10 protein-coding genes and 1 pseudogene are annotated in these 22,720 nt (G+C 52.0%); all 11 read left to right on the top strand.

The window, feature by feature from the left end; translation table 11 throughout:
• Positions 1–20 precede the first annotated feature (20 nt).
• Positions 21–1,034 (top strand): NADP-dependent oxidoreductase, encoded by a 1,014-nt coding sequence (locus ACJJIB_RS14225; RefSeq protein ID WP_444886560.1) that lies wholly within the window; start codon positions 21–23, stop codon positions 1,032–1,034.
• 461 nt (positions 1,035–1,495) lie between these two features.
• Complete coding sequence (locus ACJJIB_RS14220) at positions 1,496–2,005, top strand: hypothetical protein (RefSeq protein WP_252082145.1); 510 nt, start codon at positions 1,496–1,498, stop codon at positions 2,003–2,005.
• 2 nt (positions 2,006–2,007) lie between these two features.
• Positions 2,008–4,218 carry a tetratricopeptide repeat protein gene (locus ACJJIB_RS14215; RefSeq protein ID WP_444886559.1) on the top strand — a complete coding sequence of 737 codons (2,211 nt, stop codon included), beginning with the start codon at positions 2,008–2,010 and terminating at the stop codon, positions 4,216–4,218.
• On the top strand, positions 4,215–7,385 hold the full coding sequence (locus ACJJIB_RS14210) for a tetratricopeptide repeat protein (RefSeq protein ID WP_444886558.1): 3,171 nt from the start codon (positions 4,215–4,217) through the stop codon (positions 7,383–7,385). The genes ACJJIB_RS14215 and ACJJIB_RS14210 overlap by 4 nt, the downstream gene beginning before the upstream one ends.
• Before the next feature lie 23 nt (positions 7,386–7,408).
• On the top strand, positions 7,409–7,993 hold the full coding sequence (locus tag ACJJIB_RS14205) for a tetratricopeptide repeat protein (protein WP_444886557.1): 585 nt from the start codon (positions 7,409–7,411) through the stop codon (positions 7,991–7,993).
• On the top strand, positions 7,990–8,313 hold the full coding sequence (locus tag ACJJIB_RS14200) for a hypothetical protein (protein WP_252082141.1): 324 nt from the start codon (positions 7,990–7,992) through the stop codon (positions 8,311–8,313). Before ACJJIB_RS14205 ends, ACJJIB_RS14200 begins: the two co-directional genes overlap by 4 nt.
• A gap of 69 nt (positions 8,314–8,382) precedes the next feature.
• Complete coding sequence (locus ACJJIB_RS14195) at positions 8,383–9,150, top strand: MotA/TolQ/ExbB proton channel family protein (protein ID WP_252082140.1); 768 nt, start codon at positions 8,383–8,385, stop codon at positions 9,148–9,150.
• Positions 9,150–9,740 carry an ExbD/TolR family protein gene (locus ACJJIB_RS14190; protein ID WP_444886556.1) on the top strand — a complete coding sequence of 197 codons (591 nt, stop codon included), beginning with the start codon at positions 9,150–9,152 and terminating at the stop codon, positions 9,738–9,740. The genes ACJJIB_RS14195 and ACJJIB_RS14190 overlap by 1 nt, the downstream gene beginning before the upstream one ends.
• Positions 9,737–10,282, top strand: a complete 546-nt coding sequence (locus ACJJIB_RS14185) for an ExbD/TolR family protein (protein ID WP_252082138.1) — start codon at positions 9,737–9,739, stop codon at positions 10,280–10,282. The genes ACJJIB_RS14190 and ACJJIB_RS14185 overlap by 4 nt, the downstream gene beginning before the upstream one ends.
• Positions 10,283–10,291: 9 nt before the next feature.
• A complete protein-coding gene (locus ACJJIB_RS14180) occupies positions 10,292–11,671 on the top strand; it encodes an AgmX/PglI C-terminal domain-containing protein (protein ID WP_252082137.1) in 1,380 nt (459 codons plus the stop codon).
• 277 nt (positions 11,672–11,948) lie between these two features.
• Positions 11,949–22,370 (top strand): annotated as a pseudogene (locus tag ACJJIB_RS14175) (isopeptide-forming domain-containing fimbrial protein); the annotation flags it as partial.
• Between the last annotated feature and the right edge of the window lie 350 nt (positions 22,371–22,720).

Genomic DNA, 22,720 nt, shown 5'->3' with positions numbered 1-22,720 from the left:
ACTGATGTCTAGAGAGATTAATGAAAGCACTCAAAATTACTCAGTATGGCGATATCGATAGCAGTCTGGCTTTCCAGGAGGCGAATGTACCCGAGCCAGGTGCGAGCGAGGTGTTGATCAAGATCAATGCCGCCAGCATCAACCCCATTGATCTAATGGTGATGCGCGGCGAGATGAAAGCGCTAAAGAAGCTCAACTTGCCGGTGGGAATTGGCCGGGATCTGAGTGGTGAGGTGGTCGCAGTGGGTAGTGGAGTCTCACAATATCGGCCCGGAGAGGAAGTGTTCGCCAGGGTGGGGGAGGATCACGTGGGCACCCTTGCCCAGTATCTGGTGGTGGATGCTACGCATCTGGCAAAGAAACCTGAAAACCTCTCCCATGAAGAAGCTGCAAGTATCCCTTTGGTGGGGCTGACCTCCTACCAGGCCTTGATCCAGGCTGCTGGTTTGAAGAAGGGAGAGAAAGTATTGATCCATGCGGGTTCCGGTGGCATCGGCTCTATGGCGATTCAGCTTGCCAAGGCCTACGGCGCTTATGTGATTACTACAACCAGTAGTGCCAATGTGGACTGGGTGCGTAAACTCGGTGCGGACCAAGTGATCGATTATAAGAAAGAAAACTATCTGGATTTATTGTCTGATATTGATGTGGTGTATGACACCCTAGGCCAACAATACACAATGGATGCTTTTAAAGTATTGAAAAGAGGCGGCAGAGTAGTATCTATTGCTGGGGTGCTGGACCCGTTGACGGCGAGGGAGTTGGGTATCAACTGGTTTTTCCGTAAGCTAATCGGGCTTAAGTCTCGCCCGGTATTGAAACAGGCGAAAGACAAGAATGCGTTTTACCGTATGGTCATTATGCAGGCGAATGGGGATCAGCTCAGTGAGCTAAGCGCCTTATACAGGGACAAAATCATTTCTCCCGTCGTTGATAAAGTTTATCCATTCAGCCAGAGTCTGGCGGCTTTCTCTTACCTGAATACCAAGCGTGCAAAGGGTAAAGTGATCATTTCATTGAACAGCGGCGATTAAATCGCCGGACTATTTGAGCGGCTTCTTTACAAGTTGGCAGTCATTCCTGTATCTATTGGGTGATTGCCAATGGCTAGCCCCGCTTATTTTATTGCTAGTCGCAAATGATAAATGATTATCGATTGCACAGCAGGTACTTTTAATATTTTATAGGTTGGCAGTTTTGCTTGTGAAAGACTTTCACAATGAATCTATAAAACAGTAGCCATTAACATTTCGGCGCGAATTTAGAATTAATGAGATCCACCTCACATAATTACCCAATCGCATCACTTCTCAGTGCAAAAAATTAGCAATTGCCGGTTTTCCTAGATTTGACTTTCCTCACATCTGCCTATTTCTGTATTCACTACAATGCCGCTGGCTGAAAGGTCCCTGTTTACAGGCACTTCAATGTGGCCCTCAAGGGGTTTGCACATCGCTGGTTTTCATTGATAAGGATTGGGTCAGAGGTAGGCCACATGTTCAGAATTTTACAGATAGCTCTCCTTCTTTTACTGGCTGCCGCAGTGAATGCGCAGAATGTCAGTCGTGATGATATCCGTGGCTTGGACGAGCAAATTCAGGATGTTAAGAAAGATGTAATTGATCTGACAGCAACTTTGGCACAGTTGGAAGAGAAACTGTTGTTTCCTTCCAATACTCAGGTGGCTTTGTTTGTTTCTGTCGCAGACGAAAAGCCTTTTGAACTGGAATCCGTAGAAGTCACTCTCAATGGTGAAATCGTGGCACACCACCTCTACACCTACCGGGAAATTGAGTCCTTACAAAAAGGGGGGGTGCAAAAAATCTATACCGGTAATGTGCAGGCTGGTGGACACCCGTTACAAGTACGCTTTATTGGCAAGACCCCTTCCGGTAAAGAGTATCGAGCCAATGCTTCTTATCAAATCGACAAGGCGGTAGGGCCAAAGTTTGTCGAGATCAGAATTTCCGGAACCGAGTCCGAGATTAACTTCAAGGACTGGTAACCATGCGTATCCCCCTGCTTTCGGCATTTTCCGGCGTAGCTGGAGCTGGCCTGCGTGTTCTCAGCTTTACATTATGTAGCTTGTCTCTACTCCCTAGTGTGGCTGGCGCAGACGATGATAAAGAAGAATTACGCGATCTGTTCTTTGGTGCGGCCATGTACTACGCCCACCAGGAAAACTACTTTGATGCGATTGTAGCGCTGGATAACGAGCTGGCCCAGTATCACCGTCTGGATGAGCCCGAGTTAGACCCCTTTAGTAATCATCTTGGGCAGGCTGAATTCTCTGTGGGTGACCTGGAGCTTTCCTACCGTATGCACCGGGAAGCGGGGCGTGCAATTGAAGCGGTGCTGAAGGGCAATGTTTCGCAGGAAGTGCGCAATGAAGCCGCCTATCGTCTGGCCAAAATTCACTACCACAAACAGCAGCCTCTAAACGCTTTGCATGCGCTGGAAATGATTGAGGGCAGGGTGCCCTTGCGGGTGCGTGCCGATGAGCAATTCCTGCGCGCGCGGGTTTTTATGGAGTTGGGGCGTCTCGAAGAGGCGGTAGAGCTACTGAAAGACCTGAAAGGTGAGGAATCCCTGGAGGGCTTTGTGGAGTTCAACCTGGGCATTGCCCAGTTGAAATCCGGTGAGGAAGCGCGCGGGGTGCTGGAGCTAACCGCTCTGGGCAAGCGCCACAGTGGCGACCCGGCCGATCAGGCCCTGTACGATAAGACCAATTTATTACTGGGTTCCCATTTGATGGAGGCTGGTGAACTGCAGCTGGCGCGCCCCTATTTTGATCGGGTGAATCTCGAAGGGCCTTTCTCCAATCGGGCGCTGCTCGGTGCCGGTTGGGTGGAGGCTCGAGCGGGGCGTTTCGATCGCGCCCTGGTGCCCTGGCGGATATTGCAAAACCGTAAGGGCACCAATGAATCGGTGCAGGAAGTGATGCTGGCTGTACCTTACGCCTATGGAAAATTGGATGTACACAGTACTGCGGCAATTCATTACGGCCGCGCTCTGGATGCCTTTGGTCGCGAGATCGACACACTGACGGCTTCCATCAACAGTATTCGTCAGGGCAAATTTCTCGAAGCGCTGCGGCGCAAAGAGGCTACCCAGGTACAAAACTGGGTGGTGGCGCTGCGCAACCTGCCGGAGGCACCGGAGACTCACTATCTCCTCGACCTCATGGCCTCCAATGACTACCAAGAATTCCTGCGTAACTACCGCGACTTGAATGATCTCTACGAGCGCAATAAAGAGTGGCTTAAAAGTCTCACTGCCTTCGAGGATATTATCAGCGCGCGTCGGGCTTACTACGAGCCCCTGTTACCACAGCTGGATGAGCAGTTCCGTACCTTGGATGCACGTATCAAGCTGCGTATGGAGCAGCGCGATCAATTTTCCAGTCGCATAGAGCAAATGCTGGTTTCTCGCCGCCCGGAGTATCTCGCCACCGCCGAAGAGCAGGAAGCGCGCCTGCAACTACTGCAGTTGCATAAGCAGATCGCACGCAACCCTAAAGGTTTTACCGAGCAAAGCCGCAGCCGTGTTGAGCGCTTGCAGGGTATTTTGGATTTGCGTCTCTCTACCGAATATCACCAGCGTCTCACCGAGGCCTATAAGCACTTGCAGGCCCTCAACGCTGAGATCGAAAAGTTACAAACGGTGTACCGTTCCTATGTGCGCAGTCGCCAGGCGGCGACCCACAGTTACACCGGTTATAACAAGGATATCCAGCGTTCACGTGCGCAGATTCGCTCGGCCCAGCAGCGTCTGGAGATGTTGATGGCGCGCCAGGGCAGCATGCTGGAAGCACTCGCTGTTGAAGAGCTGGAGCGCCGCCGCAGCCAACTGGAGAGTTACCAGATCAAAGCGCGCTTCGCCCTAGCCGACAGTTACGACCGCGCCAATGAACTGCAAGAGCAGCGCGAGGATCAGCGCAAGATTGAACAGCATCGCGAGGCTCAGCCTGAAACTTTGCCAGAACAAAATCCTCCCGAATTGGAAGCACCGGAAAGCGAAAATGGGCTGCAGGAGCAGAGCCTAGAAGCTCAGCCGGAAACTCTGCCTGAGAGCAATCCTGCCGAATTGAAAGTGCCAGAAAGTGAAAATGGGCCACTGGAGCAGGGTGAGCAACCCCAAACAGGCCAGCCGGAAATTTTACCTGAGAATAAATCCACTGAACGGCAAGTTTCAGAAACTGAGGGGGATAAGGCGTGAAACCTGTAAATCATCGCGTAAGCCTCTCTGCTAGTTTTGCGATCGAGCCAATAACTACAGGGCGGAAGCCCAAAAATGCACTGCGCTATGGTGCATTCGCCGCGGCATTACTGTTACTTAACGCTTGTGCGGTGAACAGCGGCAAAACAATTGGCAGCCTGCAAAATGTCGATATTGAGATCAAAGAGGAATATATCGACGGCAGCCTGGAAAAGGCCCTGGCAAGTTATCAGCGCTACCTGCAGGAAACGCCCGAATCGAGTCTCACCCCTGAAGCGATGCGTCGGATTGCCGACCTAAAAATTAAGCAGGCGCACCGGGCCGAGGATGCTGCCATTGACGGTATTGCCCCTGGCACAGCAGGCAGTGGTGCTGTGATTGCCATCGAAGCACCGGAGGCAACAGCAGAAAATACCCTGGAAGCCCCGGCTGAGGTAACCGCGCCTGTTGCCAAGGTACAGCGTATCCCCACTGAGCATGTAGCAGGTGCGGAGTCTGATGCGGACTTTGAAGCTCGCGCTAGTGGCAGTGTGGATATCGCCGCAGACACCACTCCACTGCAGGTTCCTGAAGAAGACCCGGAAGCGCTGATGTCGGCGAATGCCCGAGAGGCCATTGCGCTGTATCTCAACCTGCTGAAGAAATACCCTCTTTACGACCGCAACGACCAGGTGATGTACCAGCTCTCCCGCGCCTATGAAGAGGCCGGGCAAATTGATGCCGCAGTAGATGTATTGCGGCAGTTGGTAGCCAAATACCCTGATTCCCGTCATATCGATGAAGCTTGGTTTCGCCTGGGGGAATATTACTTTACCCGCAAAAAGTATCTGGATGCGGAAGAGGCCTATGGCCGGGTAATCACCATCGGGCAGATTTCCAGTTTTTACGAGCTGGCCCTGTATAAACGCGGTTGGTCCCTGTTTAAGCAGGATATGTACGAGATGGCCCTGGACGATTATGTGGCCATGCTCGATTACAAAGTCTCCCAGGGTTACGACTTTGACCAGCAGACTAATACAGTTGAACGCAAGCATGTGGACGATACTTTCCGCGTGGTGAGTCTGAGCTTCTCATATATGGAGGGCCCGGATTCAATTGTCGACTATTTCTCCCGCAAGGGCGCGCGCCAGTATGAATACCTGGTGTACAGCCATCTCGGTGAGTATTACCTGAATAAGCGGCGCTATCAGGATTCGGCCAAATCCTATATTGCCTTTGTGGAGCGCAATCCACTGCACAAGGTTTCTGCGGATTTTTCCATTCGTGTGATCGAGATTTATAGCAAGGGCGGTTTCCCCAAGCTGGTGCTTGAGGCGAAGAAGACTTTTGTAAATACCTATGCCCTCAATGCCGACTACTGGACAGTATTCGATATTAATGAGTTCGGCGAGGTGGTCGAATTTCTACAGGCTAACCTGATCGACCTGGCCGGTCATTACCATGCCGCCTACCAAAACAAAAAACTGAAGGATAAAAAAGGAGAGCACTACCTAGAGGCAATTCACTGGTATCGCCGTTACTTGCAGTCCTTCCGTGAAGCTGAGCGTGCGCCGGAAATGAACTACCAGCTCGCCGGCTTGATGCTGGAAAATCGCGATTTCCACAATGCCGCTCTGGAATATGAGCGCACCGCCTATGAATATCCTGCCCACAAGGATTCCAGCGAGGCGGGTTACGCTGCGGTTTACGCTTATCGCGAGCATCTGGCCAACAATCTGAAAGAAGCCAGTGCAGATCAGCGCGCTCCATTGTTGCGTGAAATTATTCGTTCATCGTTAACCTTTGCCGATACCTTCTCACAGCACGCCAAAGCGCCGCAGGTAATGCTGGGTGCGGTGGAAGATTTGTACGGTCTTAAAGACTATACGCCGGCGATCGATAACGGGCGCCAGCTATTGGAAAAATTCCCGGCGGCAGAGCAGGAGATTCGCCGCTCCGCCTGGATGGTTGTGGCTCACGGCTCCTTTGATACCCATGCCTATGCCGATGCGGAAGTGGCCTATGGGGAAACCCTGAATCTCACCGCCACCGATGCCAAGGATCGTGCTGGCCTGGTCGACAATCTGGCGGCATCCATTTACCAGCAGGGTGATATGGCACGCAAGCAGGAGGACCACGCTACTGCTGCCGGCCACTTCCTGCGCATTCGCGCTGCGGCTCCGGGAGCCACTTTACTGGCCACCGCCGAATACGATGCTGCTGCTTCCCTGATTGTGCTCAAGGATTGGACCCAGGCCGCCACAGTGCTGAACAATTTCCGTGGGAATTTCCCAGAGCACGAACTGGCCAAAGATGTCACCAAGAAACTGGCGGTGGTCTATCAGGAAAGTGGCGAGCTCTTATTGGCAGCGGCGGAGTTTGAGCGTATTGAGCGAGAATCTGAGGACGAGGAAATACGCCGCGAGGCTCTGACACAGGCAGCGGATCTCTACAGTACCGCTAAAGACAGCGAAAGGGCGTTGGCGGTGTTGAGGCGCTACGTGAAGCTGTTCCCCAACCCCATGGAGCCCGCCCTGGAGACGCGGCAAAAAATCGCCGATATCTACAAAACTGCTGGGCAGCAAAAACGCTATATGCAGGAACTGCGTGAGATGGTGCGCATAGAGAAGCGTGGCGGTTCCCAGCGCAGTGATCGCACCCGCTACCTGGCTGGTAGCGCCGCTTTACAGCTGGCTGAGCCCAGTTATCAGGCCTTTACCAAGGTGATGCTGGTTAAGCCAATCGAGCAGAACCTCAACCTGAAACGCAAGCGCATGAAAAAAGCGATTAGCGATTTCTCTGCCCTGATTGATTACCAGGCAGCGGATGTGACCGCCGCAGCCACTTATTACCTCGCGGAAATTTATTTGCACTTCAGTGTGTCTCTGAAGGAATCCGAGCGCCCAACGAATTTGAGTGCGCTGGAACTGGAAGAGTACGAGCTGGCTCTGGAAGATCAAATTTATCCGTTCGAGGAAAAAGCGATTTCCGTGCATGAAAAAAATGTCGAGTTACTTGGGATGGGTATCTACAACCCCTGGATCGATAAGAGTATCGGCCAACTTGCCGGTCTGATGCCGGCCCGTTATGCCCGTGTCGAAGAGGCTGGTGACTATCTGCAGAGTATTGTCCCTCTGCCACCGGAGCCGGAGGCCTTGGAATCAGCGGAAGTAGTTTCCGGCCAGTAATAGCGAGAATGGAGAAGAGGGCTATGCAAATAAAACTGCGAGTGGTTTTCCTGTGGGTGGTTACGCTGTTTTTGGCTGCCTGTGCGGGAGTTCAGACCAAGTCGGGCAAGGTTTCTGATTATTCCTCTGTGCGGGTGTCCGGCAGTGTGAGCCGGGACTTTGAACGATCCCTGGAATTCCTTGCGGATAAGGAGTTTGCGCGCGCGATTGATTTGTTGGAGACGGTAGTTGAGCGGGAGCAGCGTTTGCCCGCGCCTTATATTAATCTCGGCATTGCCCAAATTCAGGTGGCAGAAGAAAAAAAAGCGGAAGAGGCTTTTCTTAAAGCATTGGAAATAGATGCCGAGCACCCGGTGGCCACTAATGAATTGGCAGTGCTTTACCGCAAGCAGGGTCGTTTTGCCGATGCGCGCAAAATTTATGTGAATGCCTTGGCAGAAAACCCCGAATACCTGCCATTGATAAAAAATCTCGGCATATTGTGTGATCTCTATCTGCAAGATCTCCAGTGCGCTCTGGCACAATTCCAGCAATATGTACAGCTGGAACCCGAGGACCAGGATGTGTCTATCTGGCTGGCGGATCTCAAACGGAGGGCGGGCAAGTGATAGCGCAGTGTAAATGGATTTTGCCGTTTATGATGGGGTTTGCCATTTTTCCTTTTGCCGGTGCGCAGGCACAAGAGGGTGAGAAAAACCAAGCCACAGATAAGAAAGTGGATACCAAAGTTAAAGAGTTATCGGGTATTTCCATTATTGGTAATAAGGAAGCGCCCAAGTCTCTGTATATCGTTCCCTGGAAAAGTTCCGAGGTGGGTGTCGAAAGTGATCTTGTCTCCAGTTTGATGGACGACAAGCTCAAGCCGCTCGACAAGGAAGTTTTCATGCGTGAGCTGGAGTTCTACCAGCTCAGCCTGTCCGGCGATTAACGCCGTCCTTTCTCTGGCTAAAGCCAGAGCAGCAACCAATTACTGCAGTATTTCTCAAGAGGGTTTGTAATGGACTTTTTCAACAGCGTCATCGAGTTTTTCCAGACGGGCGGTACTTTTATGTACCCCATTCTTGTGGTGGCCGCCCTGGGTGGCGCAGTAGCAATTGAGCGATTTATTCGCCTGCATTACGAGCGTCGTACCAACCGCACTATGTGGGATAAATTGCAGCCAATCCTCTCCAGTGGTGATTTCGATCGTGCGCGCAATCTGGTTAAGCAGGATAACTCCAGTGTGGCAAAGCTACTTTCCATGGGGCTGGCCCGTCAGGGTGCGGTGCGCCGCCGCGAAGATATCGAAATCGCGATGGAAGAGAGCATGATGGAAATCACTCCTCAGCTGGAAAAGCGCACGCCCTACGTAGCACTGTTTTCTAATATCGCCACACTGCTGGGTCTGCTCGGTACTATTATGGGCCTGATTGAAGCCTTTACCGCAGTGGCCAATGCCAACCCGGCAGAAAAAGCCGACCTGCTTTCCGCTAGTATCTCGGTAGCGATGAACACAACGGCTTTCGGTCTGATGACCGGTATCCCCCTGTTGATTGTGCATGCACTGCTCAACTCCCTCACTGGAGAAATTATCGATAGCCTGGAAATGGTTTCCGTAAAAGCCTCCAATCTGATTGACAGTTCAACCCGCCGTCGCTTCGAAGTCGATGCGCCTGCTTCAAAAAATAAAGGTGAAAACAAGTCGGCTAGCAAGTCTGAGAAGCACACCAAATCACAACCAGTGGCCGAGGCCAAAACCGAAGAACAGCAAACGGAAACTGCGTAATGAGAAGGCGGCGCCACGGGAGAGATAAAGAGGCCCCGGAGCTGGACATCACCGCCTTCCTAAACCTGATGGTGGTGCTGGTGCCGTTTCTGTTGGTATCGGCGGTGTTCTCACGGGTAACAATTTTAGAGCTAAATATGCCGAGCGGAGCTGGTGGTGGAGCGCCGGATGATCCCACGGTCACGGTAGAAGTCGTCGTTCGCACAGAGGCGCTGGAGATTAGTGATGGTGAGAAAGTCATTGCGCGTTTTCCAAACCTGACGCAATCCGAAGAGGGTGAGTCTGCGCCGCTGGAAGCGGCTACAGAGGAAGGTGCCGGGGGGGTTGAACAGCTTGCTCTGTTGCCAACTGCGGAGGTCTACGATCTGAAAAAACTCACCGAGTTTTTACTGCAGGTTAAGGCCAGCTACCCAGAAAAAACCGACTCCATTTTGTTGATGGAAGCGGATATTGCCTATGAGCACTTGGTGGGTGTAATGGATACCGTGCGCGGAGCCGAGGTGCGTGTGGAAGGCAGCGATCCCAGTGATCCAAGTGCTGTAGAGAAAGTGGTGCTGTTTCCCGATATTTCGATAGGAGATGCGCCGTGAGACATGAAAGCCGACGTATGAAGCGCATGGCGCGCAGCCATAAGCGTAAAAAAACCTCGGGAATGAACCTTACCTCGCTAATGGACGTGTTCACCATTTTGGTTTTTTTCCTCTTGACCAACACCTCCAGTAATGAAGCGTTGGAGCCGCCCAAGGTGATCACACTGCCGGATTCGGTGGTGGAGACCAAACCAAGGGAAACCGTAACCCTGATGGTGACCAATGAGGAAATTCTGGTGGAATCCAATTCAGTGGTGGCTACCAGCGAGGTACTTGAGAGTGAAGAAATCATTATCGAGGCCATTAAGCAGGCGATGATCGCCGAGATGGGTAAGGCTATCGGTGTGGCCCAGGCCTCTGCTGAGGCGGAGGCCGAAGAAGCCGGCACCGAGGGAGAAGTTCAGCCGGAGCCACCGGAAGTCAATATTCTCGCGGACAGGGGCATTCCGTTCAGTTTGCTTAAGAAGGTGATGTCCAGTTGTACGGAAGCTGGTTACACCAAGGTATCGCTGGCGGTTATTCAGAAAGCATCTCAGGGTTAATGGAAGTTTGTGAGTAATTTTCTACAACAACAGCAGGCGCTTAGCGAATCGCTCAATGCGGTTCGCCAGCGCATGCTCCTGCTCGAGGATGAGCGGCAGCAGATAGAGGCACAGCTGGCCGAGTTGCAGGCCAATGGCACCAAGTTCCAGCTGCTTGATGAAATTTCCGAGCGCTTGCGCAAGCTCGAAGAGGCCGGCGCCGGTGAAATGTTCTGGGCCGAGGATTACAGGGTCGATGCCTCCGAGCGGGTGATTGCTCGAATCGGTGAGTCCACCCGCGATTTCAACGAACAGCTGGAGCAGCTGCATCAATCCCGCCGGCAAGTGCTCGATAATATTGAATACTGCAGCGAGGAAATCTTTGCTCTGGACGAGCAGGCAGATGAGCTGCGCCGTGAAGAGGAAGAGTCCAAGTACGAGTTCGAAATTACCCGTGAGTTCGAGCAACCGGATTTTCGCCCAATGGTTATGCCCTGGCATACGCAGGGTGAAGATGAAAAGCGTTTCCGTCTCTGTGTATTCGCCTCTCTGTTTATTGCCACTTTATTAGGTTATCTGGTGCCACTCTATACGTTGCCGGAACCGGAAAGCGAAGTGGTTGAGATTCCAGAGCGTTTGGCCAAGCTGGTAATCGAGAAAAAAACCAAGCCCAAGCCACCGCCGGAGCCGGAGAAAACCAAGCCCAAGAAAGAGGAGAAGAAGCCCGAGCCCAAGCCTGAGCAGAAGGTGGCCAAGCAAGAGCCCAAGCCAACCAAAACTGAGAAGAAGCAGGCGCGCAAGAAAGCTGAGCGCACAGGTGTTCTGGCCTTTAAGGATAATTTCCAGGATCTGATCCAGGATGATCTGGATAACCGTCTCGGCCAGCAGACCCAGCTGAGCACGGCGGGTAAGAAAGAGAATCGCAGCCAGCGCTCTCTGATTACGTCTGCCGCAGCTAAGGGCAGTGGTGGCATCAGCGCTTCAGATGTGAGTCGCAATGTGGGTGGAACGGGTTCTTCCCTGGGTGGTGTCGAGTTTGCACGTGTTGAAAGTGCTATTGGCAATGAGGGTGACTTTGCCGGTGAGGACCGGCCGCTCAGCGATGGTGTTGGCCCGTCTCGTACCGACGAGGAGATCCAGATTGTCTTCGACCGCTATAAGAATGCGCTCTATCGCATCTACAACCGCGAGCTGCGCAACAACCCGGCTCTACAGGGCAAGATGGTGCTGAAGATCACTATCGAACCAGATGGCTCTGTGTCCCTGGCTCAAGTGGAGTCCAGCGATATGGATTCGCCGGCACTTAATGCCAAAATTGTTGCAAGGGTCAAACGGTTTAACTTCGGTGAAAAGGCTGGTGTTCCAACAATCACCATTCTCTACCCGATCGACTTCCTACCGCAGAGTTAATCAAATGGGCCTCCTTCTCGCTTGTGCGGGGAGGGGCCCCTTTTTTTCGGGCAGTTTTTGCCTGCTTTCACAGCTTTTTCCCTCCTGGGTTTGCCTGAGAACCACTTGGCAATCTTCAAAAAAGTCCTCCTGCCGGGCGGTATTTATGACCTGCTTCACGGCCACTTTTCCCCTCTGCAATTAAAGTTCGCGCACCGGGCAGACCCTGTGCGGCGGCAGTGCCTGAGGGTGCTGTCAAGGATTTTGTAAACAGAAAAGCGGCGGCTAATAAGTGACGATGATGTCGGAAGTAATTGGACGGAAATCCTGGAATAATGCGCTTGTTGGTTTAGTGCTGCTCTGTATTTACATTACTTTATTTTCTCCGCAGGCAAGGGCGGATCACAATTGTCCCTCATCTCCGGATAACCCCGCATCTTTTAATATCCTTGACCATAGCTATAGTAATAGCTGGTGTGAACTCTGTGGCGATGGCCAAGTGACCATCGAAATTGTTGTTCCCAGCATCCGCAGTGGTTTTATGGGAACCCAGCATATTGAAAATATTGTGGTCACAGAAAACCTGGGGACTTCACAACTGGAATATATCCCCGGTTCCACTACAGTAAGCTCTGGTGCTGTTTTAAGCGAACCTACTGTCAGCGGTACTACTATCCGTTGGGACCAAAACGACCTGTCTGCACTCGCTGCACGTAATGAAAGTACTACCTTATGGATTACTTTCGGTGTGCGCAGTAGGGCAGACCGTGAAGAGGATTTGGTTAATAACAACCGCACTATTAATGCATCTGCCTCTTTCGACTATTGTGGTGATTCGGAGACAGATTACGATAGTATGGAGCTGGCTATTAAAGAGCCGCTGCCCTCCGTAGATAAACGCGGGCGTAATATCGATGCGGGTCAATCTAATTACACCAATAATGTTTATGGCAATATTAATGATGACGTGATCTGGCGTATCGCTATCTCCAATGCTGGCGATGCAGATATGCAGGATGTACGTTTTGATGATTTGATGACCAACCCGAATATGGACATCAATTATGCTTGTTCCAGCGAATCTGCTGCTCAGGCTATTGCCAATAACAATGGTTCCAATCCAGGTGTCTCTGGGTGTGTTTCAGCCAGCAACAATATCAATAATTTTGAGCTGAATGGCAGCTTCTCCGGTGGTTCAGGACGCACAGATGTTCCGGCAAACTCAACCCTCAACATCTATCTGGTAGGTAAGGTAAACACCTCCTGTAGTGACGGCACTAATACGGTTTCAGATATACAGTGGGGTTGCGAAATTGATGACGATACCGGTGTTGGGGGTATTTCCTCTCCTGCAGTGGGCTCAGGGCCCGGTTCAGATTCCGAAGCGATGTATGCCCGAGTTGCCGATGCACTCGATATTACCCAGGCCATTACTGGCACCAATTTGAATCAACCACTGGGTTCGGCTGGTTTTGTAACCATTACCATCAATAACCAGACACGTGGCTCGGTTAAGGATATCCAGTTCGTTAGTGATCTTCCGGATGAATATGTGGTGGATACCACCTATACACCACAGATTACCCGCGAGCGCCGTGGCGTTGATGGGCATGGGGCCAACTACAGCTCCACTTACCCCGGTAAGGCCGATACCCTGCAATGGCGTGTGGGTAGCAATTGGAATCAATGGCACACTGACCCACTGCAAAATAACAAGCCGGAATTCCGCCTGCTGAGTAGCACCACGCACCCGAATTATTCGGACCAGCGTAATATGATGCGTCAGGGCGATGAGATACAAATCCGTTTCCGTATTGTTACCACTGAGCCTGACTTTTTCGACAAGATGGCCGATCTCGATGTGGAAGTAGAATCGGCAGGTAACGGCAAGGATCCGAACAGTAATATTAGCCTCGCCAATAATGTTTTAACGGTTGACTACGAGGATTTCTGCCCTAGTACCAATCCTCCCACGCAGATTGAAAATCAGTCGGTTACCCCGAACCCGGAAGATCTGGATATCAGCACCGTGCATCCTCTGTACATAGTGCGGGATAGCGGTACGTCTGAGCTGACGGTAGATGTAACCAACAATGGTGGCCACGATGCGGATAACTACGATGTGTATGTCACCTTTGGTGAGGCCATGCGCGTACTGTCGAATGACCGCGCCTGTACTCCTGTTGGCAAGCCTAACCCCGGCACCGTGCCCGCACACCCGCTTTGGAACCAACCGGACTTTCTGCCAGCTTCGGCTGCGGTTTATCGCTGTACCAGTCTAGATGGTGTCATTGAACCGGGAAGAACCGAGCGTATTATTTTCCAGGTAGAAAAAAACCATTCTGCCACCGATGATGATCTTACCTTCCGCGCCGATGTGGTGGGAGAGATAACCTTGTCCGATGGCACTCCGCTGTATTTCCCTAATCCAGCGGTGTTGAATGAAACAACGCCCCAGAAGCAGTTGGCCAATAACTACACCCTCGACGGTATGCGCGCGCGGGTCATGGGTTTTAACCTGATCAAGGAGCGCTCTGATCAGTGTAATGAATTAACTTCCGAAGCTGCATTCCCCAATAGCAGTGTGTTGATTGGTGAAGAGTGTCGCTTTGAAATCCAGGCCGGAGGCTGGTTTGGTTTCGACACGCCCGGATTTACCCTGATTGAAGTGCGCGATATTGATGTGCGCGATGACCTGCCGGATGGTCAGGGCTATATCGCCGATGCTCCGCTTACTTGTGCAGATGTCACCCTGCCGCACCCAGTTTCTCAGGCAAATTGTGTAGTGATTCCCAGTGGCGATATTGTGGAGACCGGGGGCTTGAATATTCCCCTTAGCGAAGCAGATTTTCTCTGGGATGTGACCTCCAAGATAACCCTGCGCGACCGCTGGTTCCTTGCAGATATGACCACGCGCTTACTCAATGATCCGGTGGATACTGAGAACACCGATCCGAATCAGCATGCCAATCCCAGCACCGATTACGCGCGCGCGCAATTTACCGCGGTTTTCGACACCGAAACTATTGTGGTGGATAACTACAATACCAGCGGTATTTTTACCAATATTGATGGTGTGCCTACTACCGTACCGGGTTTCCCAGATATTACCGAGTGGTCGGAAACTGTAACCGTCTCCGAGCCCCATATCGAAGTTGATAAAAAAGTCTGTAACGAAAATCTCTACGGTATAGGTACCAGCTGTACAAATTTCGTGGACTTTACTAATGAAGGCCACCGGGACCAGACTTACATTTTCCGCCTGACCCTGACTAATCGCACAGCCGATAGCGGTGTAAACCGTGCTCCTGCCTACGATCTGGTGATCACCGATACGCTCGACCCTTCCGGTCAAATGTGTGTGCAGGCCCTGAGCAGCGATGGCCTGGATAACGATGGTGATGGCTCAGCGGAAACGAATAACGGTGATGATGGATGGGTAGGCACCACTACAGGTGCTAATAATTATTCTGAAGCCAGCCATTGTAGTAGTGGTGGAACTCCGGCGATTGTCACTTTCTCTTATGAGCATTCCACAGCACTGGAGCGCATTAATCCCGGTGACTCGGTAACCCTTTACTACCGCGTTAAGCCACATCGCTCCGTAGCGCCACTACAAATTTTTAACAATACCTTTTATGCCCGCTACGACAGCCTGGAAGGCAACTTTGGCCAACAGACCGCCACACAGATCGATAGTGACGTGGACAATGATGGCGTTGGCGATGGCACTCCCGCAGCAGGGCGTGCGCGCCACTATAAATCTGCGGATGCACAAGCGCGAATGCAGATTATTGAGGTGAAAGCGGAACCGAAGCAGGCTTTGCAATTATCCAATGGTGCTGCCAGCGGCACCAATAAAGATACTGCGGTTGTGGGCGAGGAAATTCGCTATCAGCTGACCGCAAAAATTCCTGCAGCTAAATTGCGTAACTTTATTATCCGCGATGAACTGCCGGCGGGAATGCGCTGTATTGAAGGGCAAACCGTAAACCTCGATGCATCGCCCTACGATGCTGCTGGTTTTATTCCCGGTGGTACTTTTAGCGCTACCTGTACCAGCACAGGTAGCGCTGATTACGTGGAGTGGAATTTTGGCGATCAGGAACTCACCACGGTAACCGGTAGCCTGTTTGATTTCCCGGTGGAATTTATTGCGCGCATTGAAAATAGCAGCAATACCGATGACGGTGATGTGCTGGGTAATGGTGGTAGTTACACCACTGCCCAGGTGAGCTATGTGGATGAGGCTAATCAAAACGTTACGGTACCTTTTGCCTCCCACGAAATTACTGTGCTGGAACCCAAGATACAGCTGAACAAATCGTTTGCAGTAACTAACAGCGATGCGGATGATATTCTCACAGTAACTGTCACTGCAGAAAATATTGGTACCGCCGCCGCCTATAACCTACAGGTACTCGATGACCTTACCGGCTCCAAGTTGGTTTATATCGGCAATATTGGAGGTAATGATCCACCCCAAAATGTCGATATCACTTCCGTAGGTGCTAATGCACCGATCTTTAGCTGGAATCGCAGTAATGCGGATTACAGCATCGCTATGGGCGCTACCAAGTCATTCACCTTTGATGTGCGGGTAGAGCAGGGTGTAGAGCCCCATGAGATTCTGGATAACACCATTCAGGCCCGCTGGCAGTCCCTGCCGGGCAAAGATATTTCACTGAATAGCAGTAAGACTATCGGCAATGATGGAGCTGCTGACGGTATGCGTATCGGCGTGCTACCCAATGGTGGCGACGCTATTAATGATTATGAAACCAATGCCAGTGCCCAGACAGAGGTCTTGCCGCTACAGATAAACAAAACCGATTTACAGCCCGCTGTAGTTCCCACCATTGGTGCTCATAAAAAATTCCAGCTGGAAATCCGCTTGCCAGAAGGAATCAGCCAAAATGTAGCGGTTACCGATCAGCTCGGCAGCCCGGAAGGCTATGTGCTCAGCCATAATGCCGATTTCGATATTACTTATGATTTTGTCGGTATCGAAACCATTAACGGCGTAGCGCCATCTGAAACAGCATTCAATAGTTTCCCCACAGATAATACTGCCGGCAATGCCACCTGGAATATTGGCACCGTGGATACTGCCAGTGAAAATGACACGGTTGGCGGTACTATTGAACCACTGATTCGTATTACCTACTTTGCCCGTATCGCCAATGATTTGGTTACAAATAATGGCGATTCCCGTCGCAATGGTGCCACCCTGTCTTACCGCAATGGCGAAACCGGAGCCGGGGAAAATCTCAATGACAACACCGCTGCGGTTACCGTGGTAGAGCCTTTGCTAGCGGTCAGTAAAACTGTCAGTAATGCGACCAACCCCGGCAATTTGCCTGTGGGTGGTGATGTACTGGAGTACGAAATTACCGTGGCCCACGATGGTGGCTCCACAGCAGCTGCTTACGACTTAAATCTGGTGGATACACTACCTTCGGAATTGCGCCTGGACAGCAGTTTCACCCCAACGGCACTAATTAATGGTGGTGCTGTGGCAGGTTTTGTCTCAACACCGGCGGCAGCGCCCAATGGCCCCTTGGTTTGGGGGCGGGAGAACGGTGATAACAGTCTGGACCTGCAACTGGGGGAAACTCTGGTGATTACCTACCGCACTCAGGTGAATGGGGTATTTGGTTCTCCCATTAGCAATAGTGTGATGTTGGATTGGACCTCTCTCGACAACAGCAGTACAAATGATCAGGCCTATGAACGCGATGGTGCTGGCTGCCCAAGTATTTCGGCACCGGATGATTACTGTGTGGGCCCGGCCAGCGCCAGTATCGACACGGTGGATAACACCACTATTTCCAAGACAGTCATTGCGGATTCCGATAGCGCCACTCCAGTGGGTACGGTACGGGTTGGTGACACTGTTACCTATCAGCTGGTTCTGAATCTGCAGGCGGGCACCACACCGGCGGTAACCGTTACCGATACGCTGCCGAGCGGATTGGAGTTTGATTCCATTGTCAGCGTGAACGGTGATACCACCGCGCCCTACGATGACAACTTGAATGATTACACCTATGCGGCGATTGCCGTGCCTGGCGCCGGGGATACTGGTACCGTCACCTGGAATCTGGGCGATATCCTCAGTAACTTCGGTAATACCAATCAATTTATTATTGAGTACACCGCCAAGGTACAAACCGGCGCGGGCATTGCGGTGCCCACTGCCACCCTCACCAATACTGCGCAACTGAATTACACCGGTGCCGCCAGCACATTGCAGGACAGCGCCAGTATTACAGTACTGCAGCCGCGCCTTGCGAATCTGACTAAAACCGATGCCAACTGGCCCAGTTCCCATATGAATGTGGATCCGGCCAATGATGTGATGCAGTTTACTTTACAAGCCTGTAACACTGGCTTGGCTCCAGCTTACGATCTGTCTTTGACCGATGATCTGGCGACGCAGATGGAGCAAAGTTCCATCGCCAATTTACGGGTCTCCCTGGATGGCTCAGTACTGACTCAAGGTACTGATTATAGCTACACTGCACCGGTCAATCGCGGTGACGATATGCACTTTACTTTACAGGTGCCTATCGACGCGGGTGCCTGCTTGGATATTTATTATGAAATTGGCTTTTATACTGATATCGGCGGCGGTGAAAACTGGGTAAACACTTTTACAGCAAATGAATTCTGGTCACTACCCAGCAAGAGCGGTGAACAGTATGCTGCAGTTCCCCTGGCAACGCCTTACCCGATGGGTACTGTTGCCACTACGGTAACGCCTCCGCAGAAAACGCTGCTTACTGCCCCCACAGCGGCAGTGGGTGAGGAAGTGATATACCGCATTCAAGTACCGGGTAGCGCCACTACTGCGGCGATTCACGATTTGGTGATTACCGATGTGCTCGACCCCAGCCTGACACTGGTGCAGCTGCAGGAAATTAATGGCCGCGCATTTACCGATAACACCAGCAGTAACAATATTGCCCTGGCTGTTGACATGCTTCCGGCCGGCGAAGTGGCAATTTTTGAAGTGCGCGCACGGGTTGCCAATAATGCAACCGCGCAAGCGGGGCACAACTTTGCCAATCAAGCCAGTTATACCTTTGCCGCCACTAAAGGTGGGGCTGCACAGGCCGGCGGTGTCGGCACTGCGCCGGTGCTTACTATTGTGGAGCCGGATTTATCCGCAACCAATACGGTGGTCAACCAGACCAGCCCCGGTAATGACCCCGATGCGGGCGATATTCTGCGCTTTACCCTGGACCTAGCCGCTGCGGGCAGCCCGGAGAATTCCACCGCTTTCGATTTGGCTATCCTTGAGCAGCTCTCTCTGGGGCTGCAATTCGTACCGGGCAGTGTCACCTTTGCAGGTGCCGCCCAGGCCGACCCCACGGTAACCGGCGATGGTGTTAATACTGCGCAAACTCTCGAGTGGAGCCGTGCCAACAGCGATCTGGATATCTCTGCCGGTAATAACAGCCTGTTGGTATTCGATGCTCTGGTACTGGATGAAGTGCTGGCAGCAGCCACACTTTCCACCACTGCGCGCATCGAGTGGACCAGTCTGGATGAAGATAACAGCAGTCCCCATGAGCGCAATGGTGCTGACGGTGTCGGCGGTTTAAATGATTATGTACTGGAAAATATTGCCGCACAGCTGACCGCCGCCAATGACAGCGTACTGAGCAAAACCCGTGTTGACGATAGCTACGGTAGCACTGATGTGCAGTTGCGTATCGGCGATCTGGTGGAATACGAGCTGCGTCTGGCCCTGCCAGAAGGTACAGCACCGAAGGCGCAGATTGTCGATACTTTGCCGCAGGGCATGGTCTTTGCCGGCACGGTGTCGATCAATGGCGATAGTAATGCACCTTTCGCGGCTGTGGCACCTTTCCTCCACAACGATATCGCCGAGCCGGTGCAGGCTGGTGACCCGGCCGCGGGCCCGACCACACTGAGTTGGAATATTGCTGATTTGCGCAACCAAGGCGATAACAACGCAGCTAATGATGAATTTGTGCTGCGCTATCGCGCGCGGGTATTAAACCGCGATGTGCACCCATGGCCTGCCAACAATACTGCACTCACTAATAATGTTGTTTTCAGCTTCGATGCCGCTACCGGTAATGAAACACGCAATGACAGTGAAACTCTGGATCTGCTACAGCCAGACCTGGCAATAGCAATCAGTGCGAATCCTGCTGGGGGTACCACTCTCTCCGCCGGTGATAGGGTCGATTACACCATTACGATTACCAATAATGGTTCTGCGCCCGCCTATGATCCGCTCTTTAAAGACTTGATTCCCCTCGGCCTGCGCCAGGCTGGTGTCAATGTGCAGTTAGTAACTGTCAATGGCGCTACTGCAACGGCTGTTGCTCCAACTTTCGACAGCAGCACTGGCGCAGCGATTTGGGATTTCTCCGCGGGTACCGGTTACGCCATTAACCCAGGCCAGACTTTACAAATGGTGTACCGCGTTCAGGCGGATGCTAATTTGGGCGCGGGCCTCAATCTGCAAAATGCCGCTTATGTGGAGACTTATTACTCTCTGGATGGCGACAATCTGCCTTCTCTCGGTACAACGGCCGTGACTGCGGATATGCGCGAAGACTACGGCCCCACAGCCCCGGTGAGTGTGCAGTTTAATACTCCCAATGCCGCGCCGCTTTTCATTGAAAATACTCAGCCCACGGCTTCTATTGGCGAGCCGTTCAATTACCGCATTACTATTCCGCAAACGCCGCAGCCAGCAGCCCTGCACGATGTTAGCGTGTTGATTGACCTCAGTGCTTCCGCGGCGGATTTGGAATTTATTGGTGCGGCCAAGGTTTCCGGCAAAAATACATTTACTCCGCAAAATACCGGTTCCGCTTCTGCACTGGTGATTGCCGATACTACCAACGGCATCGATGTGCCCGCTGGTGAGCAGGTGGTTATTGATGTAACGCTGCGCTTGCGCGACAGCAATCCACCCAATGTGGATGGCTTCATGTTTAGCAACAGCGCCAGTTACAGCTACAACTACGATAATGACAACCCGGCCATGGGGCAGGGTGCTGGTGCGGGTAATTCCACCTTGGATATGCAGGTGGTAGAACCCACGGCGATTACCCTGACAAAAACCGGCCCGGCCAGTGTGCAGTCCGGTTTACCCGGCACCTTTACTTTGGACTTACACAATATTGGTACCGGCCCAGCCTGGGATATCAGCGTGACCGATATCCTGCCGGACAATAATCCCGGTGGCATGTGTGAAACCGCACCAAATAATTTTGCGGCTCAAATCACCGATGCGGCCGGTACTGCGATTGCCACCCTGAGTGAAGGTACCGATTTTAATACGGCCTTTGATGCAGCCAGTTGTACTCTTACCATCACATCAATTGGCGCTGGGGCAATGTTGGCTGCGGATCACCATCTGCTGCTAAGTTACGACGCTACTCTGGATGCAGATACCCGCGATGGCGATACGCTCACTAATATTGCCGGGGTAACGCTGTGGCACAGTTGGGATAGCAGTGCGCCTGAAGCGCGTCAGTACACTCGTCCGGCGCCTACCGATGGTACACCTGGCGTGCTCGATCATGAGGATGCCTATACCCTGAGTGCTTCAGTTCCCAAGGTAACTTTCTACAAGACTGTCGAGAATGTTACTCGTGGACAAAACCCGGCTGTCACGGCCAGCCCTGCAGAGGTATTGCGCTACACCCTCACTTTGAAAAATATCAGCGGTGTGGATGTCAGTGGTATTGAGATTACTGATGACTTGGGCCGCCTAAACAGCTTGCCATTGTTCCAGTCGGGCTCCCTGCAACTGGTTACTGCTCCGGCGAGTAGCGATAGCAGCGGGACAGATGCTTCTGCTGGTACCCACGGCAGTGGCTTGTTGACGGTGACCAATCTTGACCTGGCGGCCAGTGGCAGTGCGGGTGATTCCATTCAGTTGATCTATGAAGTAAGTCTCGCCCCTGTCATTGATAGCGGTACAACTGTGTTGAATCAGGCTCAGGTACAGTTGCCCGGTCAATTACTGAAAAACAGTGATGATCCCAATATTAACGGTACTGATGATCCTGATGCTGCGGGGGATGAAGATCCTACTCAGGTATTAATTGAATCTGAACCACTGCTGGTGATTCATAAAACCTCAGCAGATATGACCGGTGACCCGGACCTGCTGATGGTGGCGGATACCCTGCGCTATACCATTCGCGTGGAAAATACCGGTAACGAAAATATCGTTAACGGGATGTTGCGTGATCAGATCCCAGCGAACACTACTTATGTTGCTGGCTCCACCACCTTGAATGGTTCTGCGCTTACAGATGTAAGTGGCGCTTCGCCGCTTGAAGCGGGTATGAACATTAATACATCTGGCGAAGCCGATGGTTTTATTGCTGCAGCGGCAACTGGCGCTGTGCCTGTGATGGTTACCTTTGATGTCACCATTAATGACGTCAATGACGGCACTATTATTTCAAACCAAGGCTTTGTGAATGGCGAAGGTGCTGGTAGTGGCCCCTTCGATGAAGTCCCATCGGATGACCCCGCTACAGATGCCCCCAACGATCCAACAATAGATATTGTTGGCGATGTTCCCCTGCTGGTTGCTCATAAGACCGTGGCAATTGCGGTGGATAATATTTCTACGGGTATTGTCGACCCCGGTGATGTGCTGCGTTACACCATTGCGATTACCAATATGGGGGGGGTTGATGCGCTGCAGGTGGCACTCACTGACCAAGTGCCTGCAAATACCACTTATGTTGCCGGCAGTACCACCTTAAATGGTATCGCGGTTGCTGATAATGCCGGTGGTATGTCACTGCTGAATACTGCATTGCCGGTATCTTCTGATGACCTAACCCCACCTTTGCCAGGTGCCAACGAGGGGGTGATTACTTCTGCACAAACTGCCACCGTAACTTTTGATGTAATGGTGAATATGGATGCTGCCAGGGGTACGGTAATTAGTAACCAGGGCAGTGTTGCTGCAGAAGAACTACCACTGGTACTCACTGATGCAGATGGCAATCCGGCCAATGGTGCCCAACCGACACTAGTGGTGGTGGGTGATGCACA

The organism is Microbulbifer mixtoriginis (SeqCode), assembly GCF_052467705.1.
The sequence above is the reverse complement of the archived record's forward strand: the minus strand, read 5'-3'. Positions and strand labels throughout refer to the sequence as shown.